Here is a 13,043-nt window from a genome sequence, read left to right on the forward strand (position 1 = left end):
AAACAAATTTTTGATTATATGAATACCCTCCGTTTCCAGTTGCCTGCATACATGAAAGCCCTTTCAGTTATGGTTTTCATCATTGTACTAGTTTTTTTTCTGATTGTGGGCAAAAGTCTGTTGGTTCCACTTTTCATGGGAGGCTTTTTTGCAATTCTGTTTACTCCTTTGGGAATGTTTTTGGAAAAATTTCGGATTCCAAGAATTTTCAGTGCCATTATTTCCCTCCTGCTAATGATTGCCTTGGTTGTAGGACTGATGAGTTTTATAATCGGCAACATTGTTAGTTTCACAAAAGATTTCAATGACGTTTCGGGTCGACTGGTGACAGTAGCGAGTAGCTTGGATCAATGGACCTATCAGAATTTTGGAATCAATGAAAATTTGGCTGAAAAAGCTGAATCTGACTATCTCCTTGAATTACTAAATCAAAATAGTTCGAGCATCTCCAATTTTGCTTTGAATACAATAGGATCCCTCACGGGTCTGATATTGATTCCGGTTTTTATGTTTTTCTTTCTGCTTTACCGCGACCACCTTACTAATATGATGATCATGGTCTACCGGGACCAGGATCCGAAATTAGTAAAACTGCGAATCACCAACTTGCGGAAAGTTATCCAAAGCTATATCGTGGGTGTTGGCAAAGTCATGGTCATTCTGGCTGTTTTAAATATTTCTGCATACTCAATTTTAGGGGTCAAGCATGCCATATTCTTTGGAGTCATTGGAGCAATTTTGAATATTATCCCCTATGTCGGACCATTCTTTGGAGTTTTATTGCCAATAGTTTATTCCTTTTTGACTATGGATAGCCTGTTCTATCCATTTGCAATTTTTGTTGCATACCAGGCAATCCAGATGCTAGAAGGCAATTTTCTCACGCCAAAAATTGTCGGAGGAAATGTCAACCTGAATGCCTTTATCACGTTTCTTGGCTTGCTGGTCGGCGCAGCTATTTGGGGCGTGGCGGGGATGATTTTGGTGATTCCCACGATGGCAATCCTACGGGAAATTTTCGATTTGAGTGAAAACACAAAACCTTTCGCTATGCTTCTGGGAGAGGAAAAACAAGAAAAAAAAGAGTCGACTGAAAATGATCAATCCCAATAAAATTCTTCTTGGAATCTGTCTTTTGGCAATAATTGGCTGCGATAGCATCGAGGATAAGAAAGGAAGGTTTCTGCTCAAAGGCAATGAAAAACTGGAGGAAAATGATCCCAAATCAGCGATTGTTTTTTATAACGAAGCATTGGCACTGGATTCTGCCTACGCTGATGCTTACTTTAATAAAGCGATGGCTCAACTGCGACTCCACCAACTGGATGAAACCATCCTGGATCTGAGCAAAGCCATCCAGATTCGGCCGGATTATTTCGAGGCCATTTTTCAACGGGGTTTAAGTTACTTGGATAATGGGGAGTTTTACAAGGCAAAAGAAGATGCAGACAGGCTGCTCCAACTCGATGCTAACAACTGGAAATCTTATTTCCTTACCGGCCTCAGTCAGGAAAAACTGAAAAAATTCGCGGAAGCCCTTGTGGCCTTTGAGCAGGCTTCAATTCTTGAACCCAGCAATTCTGACTTGCTTGTCAACCAGGCAACACTCCTCTTTTATCAAAAAGACTTCGGAAAAGCTAAGGAAATTATATCCAAGGCAGAACTTTTGAATCCCTCAGAACCCAACCTTCATAACCTGCGCTCAATGATCCTTTTTGAGGAAAAAGATTTGGATGGAGCATTGATTTCAGTAGAAAAAGCAATTGCCTTTGACAATCGGCAAGCCTATTTCTACAATAACAAAGGGCTTTATCTGCTATTTTTGGGAAAACCTGAAGAAGCCATAGACTTGATCAACCAAAGTATCCAGATGGATTCCAAAAATCCGTTTGCAATGCGTAACAAGGGGATTTATTATGTGATGCAAGGGGATAAAATCTCTGCTTTGCAATACCTGAAAGAACTGTCAGAAAAATATCCGGATATGGATCTAGTCCAGGAATACTATCAAAAAGCTCAGGCTTTGTAGGATTTTTCAGCAATCACTTCCTTCACTTTTTTAAGGAGTTCATTGGCATCAATCGGCTTCGCCACAAATCCCTCAAACCCGCATTCGTCAATCCTTTCCATGATTTCGAGTTTTGCAGCTGCTGTCAAGGCGATGATTGGTGTGTCGCAAAATTTCTTTATTTCTATAGTGGCTTCAAAACCGTCCATTTCAGGCATTTGGATATCCATCAGGATACAGTCGTACTTTCCTTTCCGGACTGCATCTACCGCTTCTTTTCCATTGATGACTCGCTCAAATGTGAATCCCCATTTCTTGATGATTTTTCCCAAAACGAGGGCGTTCACCTCATTATCTTCCGCCATCAAAAAGTGAATGTTTTCAAAAGATTTTGAAGGACTTTCATTTCTTGGAGTTGGGATGGCTTCCTCCTGAGCTTTTTCAAACTCAAGGTCAAAAAAGAACCGACTGCCTTTCCCCACCTCTGATTCCATAGCGATTTTTCCGCCCATCAGATTCAATAGCTTCCTGGTAATAGAAAGCCCAAGGCCTGTTCCTCCATACTTTGAACTAAAAGTAGGTCTTACCTGATCAAAGTCGTTGAAGATTTTCGCATGATTTTCAGGAGCGATTCCTATCCCAGTGTCCTTTACTTCAAAACTGACGCGAACTTTACCTTTTGCTTGGCCAAGAAGCTCGATTTTCACATCGACGTTTCCTACGTGGGTAAATTTGAGCGCATTGGTAATCAGGTTGTTCAAAACTTGAGACAGTCTTGTTTTGTCTCCCCTCACCTGGATATCGAGGCCATCTGACAAATGAAGTTCCAGTTTGTTTTTGCTGTCTTTGGCATGAAAAGACAGGCCCTTCATCACCTGCTCCAGCAAATTTTTCAGGTTGAATGGATTATTTTCGATAGTCAACTTTCCGGCTTCGATTTTCTGGAAATCAAGCAGGTCATTGATCATGATGATCAGGTTGTCTACTGCAAAATTGATGGTGTTGAGAGCTGTCTTTTGGTTTTCCGTCGGGTCCTCATGGAAAAGGGAATAAACCGATCCAGAAATAGCATTTAATGGAGTCCTCAATTCATGGCTGATCATAGACAGGAAGTCAGATTTGATCTGGTTGGCTTTTTCAGCTGCCAGTCTAGCCTCATCCAGCTTAGCCTCAAATTCCTTCTGTTTCGAAATATCTGTCAGATATCCATACCAAACCATGTCTCCATTTTCCAAAGCCTGTGGTCTGGCTGCTCCCAATACCCAGCGGTAATCTTGTGGTGATCCTCCGGATTTGACTCTGAACTGACATTGCCATGGTTCCATTTTACGGGCAGATGCCACGGAAGACATGATTACCATGGGTAAATCCTGGGGATGAACTTTGGAAATTGCCGCCGAGATATCGGTGAATTGGTGAATTTCATCCTGGGAAAGCCCAAGAACTGAATTGATTCCTTTGGAGAGGAAAGAGAAATTCATCTGACCCTCCGAATTCAGGACAAGCTGATACAATCCCCCAGGTACTTGCTCTGTGAGGTTGATCAAAAAATCACTGCTAGCTTCTACTCTCTTTTCAAGATTTATTTTTTCGGAAATATTCCTGAAGGATAGTGTGATGTATTCTGTTTGATTAAAAACAGTTTTGCGTGAAGCCACCTCTAGGGTTAGCTGTTTTCCTTTATCATTAATCAATAGTGTGGAAAAACGCGAAACTGATCTGTCGCTTGCCGGTGAAGAGACCCATTCTTTCCATGGGTTGGATTCCTCGAAAAAAACATTCAAATCCTCCAAGTGTGAGATATGATCTGTTTTTTCAAACCCGAAAAGCTCATTCACTTCTTTGTTTGCCAGAAAAACCTTGCCGCTCGGTTCCACGATCATCATCGCTTCAGGGCTTTCCATCCAAAGATGCTGATGCATTGCCAACTCATTTTGAATTGCAATTCTTTGGCTGTCATCCCAGATTACTCCCCAAATTTCAGTTTTGTTTGGATCAGGGAAAAAAGCTGAAAACCTAATCTTATGGGATTTTGATAGTTTAAGACTTCCCTCAAATTCAATTTGATTGGAACTTTGCTTCGCGGCTTCAGCTCTGATTTGGTCCAAAAACAAACTGCGAACGGTCTCGATTTTGAATTCTTTCCCAAGCAAATCCGTGATAATTTTTTCGGTAGCAGGCTCGAGCACCAGGACTTGCTTTTCCAGATTCATTTTCCAGTTTCCTGAATAGGTTAAATCTGAAACACTTTCGCGTAAAGTCTGAAGTTTTTTATCGTTGCTCTGGCTTTTGACCCGCTTTGAAATATCTCGGGCAATCACAAAAAACGTCTCTGGATTGAATTGGACCGAGCATTCCAAGTGACGGAAAAACCCGTCTTTCCCCAAAAATCTCAACTCACAAAAGGCAACTGTTTGGCTTTTGTGATGTGATTTCCAGATCTCCTGAATATTCTTTAGGTCCCCCTCGTGGATGAATGGGCAGAGATTGGTATTGAGAAGTTCTTCTGTTTCATATCCCAAAACCGGCAAAACTGTGGGATTTAGATAGGTCAGGTGATCGAATTTCCCAATGGCAATAAGATCTACCTGTGAAGAAAAAAATTGGTAGGCCTCCTTTTTACTCGGAAGCCCGTGTGTTTTCACTTCTTTTCCTTTGTAGAAAAGGAAATAATTAGCTCCACTATCTTGAGGCAATTCGAGTCTAAAGGAATAGTCTTTTTTATTGTGGGATAGAATAAGTTCTTCTTTAAAAATATAGGCATTGATATCCAGTCCCAAACCAACCAAAGACCTGTCAGTCAAGGTCTCTCCTACCTGTTCCTCAAATGATTCGTTGGCATAAAAAATAGAATAGGGATAGGTATCGTCAGCAAGAAAGACCATTTCTGATGATTCATAAATAATCTTTTTAAAGGTGCTGTTTATGCCTTTGTCCTGCATTGAAATTCAATTGCTGTATGTCCCGAAAGGAGGTAAACCATAAATGGTTCCACTTACACGGTAAACATACAGCAATTTGCATTTCGTAGCAAGTTAAATTACTTATAAATACAATTTTTTACAGAAAAATCATATTCCAAACTCGACTTGGAAGGTTCCGAACCAGTAATTGTCATAGTCGTTCAATTCTGGGGCTGCATCCAACCAGCCGTAGCCAAAGTTTGCCTGGATTTTAATGCGGTGACCGTTGAGATATCGGGTAAAACCGAGAATGGCTTCTTCAGCTCTTTTTTCAAGATTTACAATTTCCTGGTCAGGATTAACGACTGCGTACCGGAAGGCAAGCTCGGATTTTCTGGACAACATCCTACTAACATGGAAGTTGGCGCCATTTCCAACCCAAACCGCCCGTTTGAGTCCTTCGGCATTTTCGGTGATTGGATCCAGGGAATTTCTACGGAAATACTCTGCCATCACTCCCCAACCGATGTACTTAAACATGGCATCGGCAATAAAGACATTTTGATCCCTTTTCTCATACAGATATGTCCCTAACTGACCTCGAGTTCTTGCAGCATTTTCATTCCAGTTATAGGTTATCCCAATGGAAAGTTTAGGATTGGGTTCAAATTCCAGATCTCCCTCAGAGTAATCCCCGGAGTTTATGAATTTTCCAAAAGGCAGGTACTCAAACCTACCTGTATAACTCAGCCCGTAGTCTCCAGGAGATGGATTTCTGCCCTCACCAGTACTGACAGCTCCTTTAAGTTGGTATTGAGCCTTCCCTTTGGTTGGTAGAGTATAGTATCCAAAAAATCCAAAATCACGATCCAGGGTAAACACTCCATTTGCGATAGAACGATCAGCAAACTGGAGATTACCAGAACTAACCACTCGCTCACGGTTACCCGGCAATTTGGATTGGCCAAATCCAAAATAAAGATTCGGTTTGAAATAATAATAAATAATGGCATCACGGATTGGCTGGGCATATTCTCCTCCATCCAGATCGAGATCGGATTTTGAAAAGCCCAACTGGATGTAATATTGAATCCTCGGATTCAAAACGTAGCCGTCAAATCTTAACCTAAGCCTTCTGACACGGAAATCTGTTTGCTCAATGGATAAATCCTCCCCACTTTCAGTTCTGACACCAAAACGGTTTTGCATCCTGAACCTTAGGTTTAACTTAAATAAGGAATCTTTGGAAATGCTTATGCCATTTTCCACGTTTAGAAGAGCCCTTTCGTCACTTTCAACTTGGGAAAAGGCAGGATTGGAAATCAAACCAATCATTATCATCGCCCATGAAACAATGATTATGGACTTTGGTGATAAATTATTCATGAATCAGATAGAAAAAAAGCCGTAACGAATGACGCTACGGCTTCACTTAATTACTCGTTTAATTATGCTTTTGCCTTGATCAAATTTAAAGCTGCACCTGCTTTGAACCATTCAATCTGGCCTTCATTGTAGGTATGATTGGCTGAAATGGTGTGGCTGCTGCCATCTTTGTGGTTAAGCACAATTTGCAACGCAACACCCGGTGCAAATGTAGTCAAGCCCAAAATATCTATGGAATCATCTTCCTGAATCAGGTCATAATCTGCCGGATTAGCAAAAGTCAAAGCCAGCATCCCCTGTTTTTTCAGGTTGGTTTCGTGAATACGTGCGAATGACTTCACCAAGATGGCGCGAACACCAAGGAATCTTGGTTCCATGGCAGCATGCTCTCTGGAAGAGCCTTCGCCGTAGTTTTCATCCCCTACGACTATCGAACCGATTCCGTGTTGCTTATAATTACGCTGAGTTGCAGGTACTTCCCCGTATTCACCGGTCAGCTGGTTTTTCACAGAGTTTGTTGCATCGTTGTAGGCATTGACTGCACCGATCAACATGTTGTTGGAAATATTATCCAAGTGACCTCTGAATTTCAACCAAGGACCTGCCATGGAGATGTGGTCAGTGGTACATTTTCCTTTTGCTTTGATCAAAAGTTTTAATCCTTTCAGATCGACACCTTCCCATGCTGGAAAAGAAGCAAGCAATTGAAGTCGGTCAGACTTTGGATCGACAAGTACACTTACCTTGGATCCATCCTCTGCCGGAGCTTGATAGCCGGCATCCTCGACAGCAAAACCTTTGGTAGGAAGTTCCAATCCGGTTGGCTCGTCCAATTTCACAGCCTTACCCTCTGTGTTGGTCAGTGTATCAATCAAAGGATTGAAAGTCAAATCACCTGCAATGGCCAAAGCAGTTACGATTTCCGGAGAAGCTACAAATGCGTGAGTATTTGGATTACCGTCAGCACGCTTCGCAAAGTTTCTATTGAAAGAAGTAATGATGGAATTTTTCTCTTGCTTTTCTGCACCGTGACGTGCCCACTGACCGATACATGGACCGCAAGCATTAGCCAGGACAACTCCACCCATTTTTCCAAAAGTTTCCAAGAAACCGTCTCGCTCCACAGTGAAACGTACCTGCTCAGAACCCGGAGTGATGGTATACTCAGATTTTGCAATTAATTTTTTGTCCACAGCCTGCTGAGCCAATGAAGCTGCTCTTGAAATATCCTCATAAGAAGAGTTGGTACACGATCCGATCAATCCCACATCCAGTTTCGCTGGCCAACCGTTTTCTTTTACAGCAGCAGCAAACTTAGAAATTGGCCAAGCCAAATCCGGAGTAAATGGTCCGTTTACGTGAGGCTCAAGCTCAGAAAGATTGATTTCAATTACCTGGTCGAAATATGTCGCTGGGTTTGCATAAACTTCCGGATCACCTGTTAAGTGCTCAGCAATTGCATCAGCCATGGCGGCAACATCCGCGCGGCCGGTTCCTTGGAAGTATGCTGCTGACTTCTGATCGTAACCAAAAATGGAAGTAGTCGCTCCTATTTCAGCACCCATGTTACAGATGGTGCCTTTTCCTGTGGCAGAAAGTGAACGTGCCCCTTCTCCAAAATATTCTACGATTGCACCGGTTCCGCCTTTTACAGTCAAAATACCGGCAACTTTCAAGATTACATCTTTTGCTGAAGTCCATCCGGACAACTTTCCGGTCAGCTTCACGCCGATCAGTTTGGGAAACTTAAGCTCCCAAGCCAATCCTGCCATCACATCACAGGCATCTGCTCCACCAACACCAATTGCGATCATGCCTAGACCTCCGGCATTTGGCGTGTGAGAGTCGGTACCGATCATCATTCCACCTGGAAAAGCATAGTTTTCCAAAACTACCTGGTGAATGATACCCGCTCCCGGTTTCCAAAAACCGATTCCATATTTATTGGAAACAGAAGCCAAAAAGTCATACACTTCTCTGTTTTTATCCTTGGCTTTGCTCAGATCTTTTTCAGCACCAATTTCAGCTTGGATCAGGTGATCGCAATGAACGGTTGAAGGAACTGCAACCTTGTCACGGCCAGCCTGCATAAATTGAAGCAAGGCCATCTGTGCAGTTGCATCTTGCATCGCAACCCTGTCAGGCTGAAAGTCAACGTATGAAGCACCTCTTTTATATGCCTGAGAGGCAGAGCCTTCGGTCAAATGAGCGTAAAGAATTTTTTCAGTCAAAGTAAGTGGCCGTCCAACAACCTTGCGGGCTGCTGCGATTCGCTCCGGAAACCGGGCGTACACCTCTTTGATCATCTCGATATCAAAAGCCATTGTTTTGGATATTTAGGTGGATAAAAGGTTCGATTTTTCGAACGCGAATATAGGGAAAAGCCCTCAGAAAAGGTAACTGAAAGTGAACTGTATTAAAGGCATAGCCCCAGTATTTACGCAACAGGTCGATAGTTCTTACTCTGAAAAAAATGAAAATAGGAAGTACTCAGCCAAATCAACCACTGAAAAAGAAAATCCGTGAAAAATGGCGAATTTTTCTGACCCAAGCTCCTTAAAACTAAATTAATGGAATGGGCCGAAAAGGCTGCAAAAGGTTGCTTTATTGATTTCTAAATGTAAAGGACTAAAATTGGGTTTTCTGTTTTTACCGAGCAGGCCTCTATGAATGAACCTTTTCAATGTTAAATGAAGCCATGAATCCCGAAGAATTTTTTTTGCAAATCCTCAATCAAAATCAAAAAAAGTGAAAAAATAGCCCAACATGAACCCAAATAGTTAAATCAGAGATTCTATCTGAAATTCAGAGAGTGATTTTCTCAAAGCTTTTCTAGTTTAAAATAATCATTTATTATTGGTATCCTTTTTCTGGTACCTTATTCGGGAAGTCGCCCGAAAAACCCAAATATTCCATGGAATTTGTGTTCAATCCATATGCCTTGACCTTGATCTTGTCAAGTTTGCTTGTGGGTGGCCTTTCAGTATACATTGGATTGAAATTAGAAGACTCGGTTCGATGGATCGTCTTTACGATGTTGTCTTTTTCGGTTTGGGGCTTTTTTTATGGAATCGAACTCACGGTCCAAACTGTCGAGGACATGCTCATCTGGAGCAAAGTCCAATATACCGGTCTTGTGTTAGCACCTGCTTGTTGGATGGTTTTTGCACTAAAATATACCGGGTACGACGTGGCCTCCAAGCGATGGATTTACCCCGCTATTTTCTTCCTTCCCATACTTACATACCTCATCGTCCTCACCAATCATTGGCATCACCTTCACTATAAAAGCAATTGGCTGATCACCGATGGACCTTTCCCGATTTTGGGGATTGAAAAGGGAATCTGGTATCCGGTGCAAGTCGCGTATTCTTACGTGTTTTATTTTCTTGGTACTGCCGTCCTGTGGAAAAGATTCCAATATGCCAATATTCACTTCAAGAGGCAGACCAGACTTTTGATCGCCGGTGGTCTTTTTCCGCTGATAATCAATGTATTTTATCAGTTTTCCTGGTGGAAGCCTTTCGAAGGATTGGACATGACTCCCTATGCCTTTTTGCTGACTTATTTGCTGATTTCGGTGGCAATCCTGAGATACAATCTTCTGAATCTAAAACCGGTGGCTCGGGATAAAATCCTTGAAATAATGACAAGAGGGGTAATCATTTTTGATCACAGAAACAAGATTGTAGACTTCAATACCGCTGCAAAAAAACTCTGGAATCGACAGGAAACTCTTAAAATCGGAATGTCCGCCAGCCTCCTTTTTGAATCTGAACCTGAAATCATAGAGCTGCTAAATTCGCAACAGCATCAATCCATCGAGTACCATTTAAAAGAGGAAGAGCGAGCGAAAAATCTAAAAATAGAAGCAGTACCGATCTCGGACAACAAAGCCCTTGCTTCTGGTATTTTACTCCTGTTTGACAACATCACCGAACAGATCAAAACCAATGAACAGCTAAAAAAACAAGCGTTGGAATTGCGTCAGTTAAATGATCTCAAGGACAAATTTTTCAGTATCATTTCGCATGATCTCAAGGGTCCGGTATTTGGTGTAAAGGAACTGATCCACCTGACCCAAAACGGCATAGTAACCGAGGATGAGTTTTTGGAAATGCTTCCTGAAATCTCCAAAAACATGGAACATGTGGCCATTCTATTGGAAAACCTACTTGCTTGGACTAGTTCTCAGCTACGGGGAGAATACATTGAACCACAAACATTGGATCTGAACAAAATAATCCTGAGTCAAAAAAGTCTCCTTGACCGGATTGCCAGGGAAAAATCCATCCTTCTGGAACTTCAGGGATTCGAAAACACCTGGATTTTCGCAGATAAAAATATGCTGGAGCTAATCATCAGAAACCTGATATCCAACGCCATCAAATTCTCGAATCCGGGCACCAAGGTTTTGGTGACCTGCGAGGAACAAAACGGGAAACAAAAGCTTTGTGTCAGGGATTTTGGCGTAGGCATTTCGGAAGAAAACCTAATTAAGCTGAACGAGGGAATTTCCTTTACCACAAGAGGTCAATCCAATGAAAGTGGAACCGGTCTGGGCTTGCTTTTGGTAAGGGAGTATGTTCAAAAAAATGGTGGCACGCTGACCGTCAACTCTACTTTGGGAGAAGGGACCAAATTCTGTGCAACTTTCCCAATTGCCGAAAAACCTGTCCAATTACTTAATCCAGAGCTAAAAGAAATTTCATAGTATCAACCCTGTCGGCATAGTCCCAAGGCTTGGGATATTGTGCTTCACCAAACTTGATGGCATCAGGGTATTTTTCAGGATCTCCCACCACACATTGGATCTTGGATTCGTTGGCTTGAAATAATTTAGAAAGCTCAGCCTCGCTACTATAGACTTCATAAAAAAGCACTCCAATCGGGGAAACTAGGTCTTTGCTTTCTTTCATTAGCAAAAACCCATTGTCGAGATGAGGTTCCCTGTTTACCAAATAGATGGATTTATTGTATTCGTAATTGTTCAGGTATTTATGGTTGTTTGCCACCCAATTATACTTCTCCATGACATCCAAAAAATGCTGCAGCTGATTTACATTTTTCACGAAAATCTTAGAAACATTTCTACAGCCCAAACCGAAGTACAAGAAAATGTCCAATCCGAGTTTATCCAATTCATTATCACTTTCCTCTCCAGTCAAAATCGCAATGGAGGTGCGGTTTGCCCGGATAATGCTTGGATACTTTCCAAAGTAATAGTTGAAATAACGGGCTGAATTATCGCTTCCAGTGGCGATATAGGCATCCATGCCCTTCAGCATTTCTTCGATAAGAATGAACTTTTCAAATTCTGGAGCTACTTCAACAAGCCGGTCAATCAGCCATTTTGAAAAAAAGGAATCTGAAGAGCTCAATTTCACGACTGCAATATTTCCGGAAATAAGCACGCACATCAAATCGTGAAATCCCACACCTGGAATATTTCCTGCCATCAAAATCCCTACTTTTTTGGGGGATGTACTTTCAGGTATTGAATATTCTGAAAGCCATTTCTCAATATTTTCTTTTTCCAAAAGCAACGAAAGTCCGGAAAGCGCTGATTCCATTGAAACTTCAGTAAACCAGCTGTTTTGATTATTGGCTCTTCGAAACAGACTCTCTTTTTCCTCTATATCGAGATTTATGATCAAAAGGCCCAGTTTCGAAAATCCATTAATTCTTTCTTTGGACGAAATACATGCTGTCATTGGGCAAAGTTATCAAAAGGGAATAAGCTTGGAGTAAAATTAAATTAATTAGTATGACAACTTTTTATTGCCTTGGAAGTAATGAGATTGTACTTTTGAGCATCAAATTGATTGAACCATGGCTATAATGATTACAGACGAATGCATCAACTGTGGTGCATGCGAACCTGAATGTCCAAATACAGCAATTTATGAAGGCGGTGTCGAATGGACTTGGGGAGGCGGGACGAAGCTGAGTCAAGTGACACTCGAGGACGGAACTGTGGTGAGTGCCACCGAAAAACAAGAGCCCGTATCGGATGAATTTTACTATATCGTTACTGCAAAATGTACAGAATGCAACGGTTTTCATGAGGAGCCTCAGTGTGCCGCTGTATGTCCTGTGGATTGCTGTGTAGATGATCCTGACCACGAGGAAACAGAAACAGAACTACTTGCCAAAAAGGCATTTTTGCATGGAGAATAAAGGGGCGAAGGCCTCTTTTTTCATTTAACCAGGATAATTTATTGCTGATTTTTAACTCTTTGCGCTCGTTTTTTAGCAAGATTCCAAAAAAAGTGAAGATCCTCTTTGAATTCTCTATGGCTTTTGTTTTATCTTAGATCGATAAATTATCCTAACCCAACACCAAAATCCGGAAGCACTGTGGAAGATCACCGAGGATTCGATCGAGAAGAAATATTCTCAAAAAAAGTAAAAGCAGGCAAAAGAACTTATTTTTTTGACATTAAATCTACCCGAGCCAGTGACTTCTATATCACCATTACGGAGAGCAAAAGAAGAACCGTCGGAGACAGTTTTACTTACGAAAAACACAAGATATTTCTTTACAAAGAGGATTTCTTCAAATTTGTAAATGCCCTGAACGAAACGGTTGACCATCTCAAAAATGACCTGATGCCCGAGTTCGATTTTGCCCAATTTGAAAACGAAGATTCCGAAAACGAAATCAATGACGAGCTGAAATGGGAATAACTTACCCGGTAAGCTCTGATTGCTTATCCTGAGTGGATTAAAGTATATTTGAGGAG

The 13,043-nt window shown here is 41.6% G+C and carries 9 protein-coding genes; 5 read left to right on the forward strand and 4 right to left on the reverse strand.

The window, feature by feature from the left end; genetic code table 11:
• Positions 1-18: 18 nt before the first annotated feature.
• Positions 19-1,113, forward strand: coding sequence for an AI-2E family transporter (locus B0E43_RS27665; protein ID WP_077347839.1), 1,095 nt, complete (start codon positions 19-21; stop codon positions 1,111-1,113).
• Positions 1,097-2,029: a lipopolysaccharide assembly protein LapB gene (locus B0E43_RS27670; protein ID WP_168171901.1), complete on the forward strand. Its 933-nt coding sequence runs from the start codon at positions 1,097-1,099 to the stop codon at positions 2,027-2,029. Before B0E43_RS27665 ends, B0E43_RS27670 begins: the two co-directional genes overlap by 17 nt.
• On the opposite strand, the gene B0E43_RS27675 is transcribed toward B0E43_RS27670, so the two are convergent.
• The 3 genes from B0E43_RS27675 to B0E43_RS27685 form a co-directional block, all read right to left on the reverse strand.
• Positions 2,017-4,950, reverse strand: a complete 2,934-nt coding sequence (locus B0E43_RS27675; protein WP_077347841.1) for an ATP-binding protein — start codon at positions 4,948-4,950, stop codon at positions 2,017-2,019. The two genes, B0E43_RS27670 and B0E43_RS27675, sit on opposite strands and share 13 nt — an antisense overlap.
• 129 nt (positions 4,951-5,079) lie before the next feature.
• On the reverse strand, positions 5,080-6,120 hold the full coding sequence (locus B0E43_RS27680; protein WP_254423374.1) for a porin: 1,041 nt from the start codon (positions 6,118-6,120) through the stop codon (positions 5,080-5,082).
• A gap of 239 nt (positions 6,121-6,359) precedes the next feature.
• A complete protein-coding gene (locus B0E43_RS27685; protein WP_077347845.1) occupies positions 6,360-8,621 on the reverse strand; it encodes an aconitate hydratase in 2,262 nt (753 codons plus the stop codon).
• Between the two features lie 590 nt (positions 8,622-9,211).
• On the opposite strand from B0E43_RS27685, the gene B0E43_RS27690 reads away from it, so the two are divergent.
• A complete protein-coding gene (locus tag B0E43_RS27690) occupies positions 9,212-11,011 on the forward strand; it encodes a histidine kinase N-terminal 7TM domain-containing protein (RefSeq protein WP_077347847.1) in 1,800 nt (599 codons plus the stop codon).
• Here B0E43_RS27690 and B0E43_RS27695 read toward each other — a convergent pair.
• Positions 10,983-12,011, reverse strand: a complete 1,029-nt coding sequence (locus tag B0E43_RS27695) for an acyl-CoA reductase (protein ID WP_077347849.1) — start codon at positions 12,009-12,011, stop codon at positions 10,983-10,985. The genes B0E43_RS27690 and B0E43_RS27695 overlap by 29 nt on opposite strands.
• Before the next feature lie 118 nt (positions 12,012-12,129).
• Between B0E43_RS27695 and B0E43_RS27700 the strand changes: the two genes are divergently transcribed.
• Both B0E43_RS27700 and B0E43_RS27705 read left to right on the forward strand, forming a co-directional pair.
• Positions 12,130-12,477, forward strand: a complete 348-nt coding sequence (locus B0E43_RS27700) for a 4Fe-4S binding protein (protein ID WP_077347851.1) — start codon at positions 12,130-12,132, stop codon at positions 12,475-12,477.
• A gap of 180 nt (positions 12,478-12,657) precedes the next feature.
• Positions 12,658-12,987 (forward strand): DUF3276 family protein, encoded by a 330-nt coding sequence (locus B0E43_RS27705; protein ID WP_077347936.1) that lies wholly within the window; start codon positions 12,658-12,660, stop codon positions 12,985-12,987.
• The last annotated feature ends 56 nt before the right edge of the window (positions 12,988-13,043 follow it).

The sequence above is a fragment of the Algoriphagus sp. A40 genome (assembly GCF_002002735.1).
Classification (GTDB): Bacteria; Bacteroidota; Bacteroidia; order Cytophagales; family Cyclobacteriaceae; genus Algoriphagus.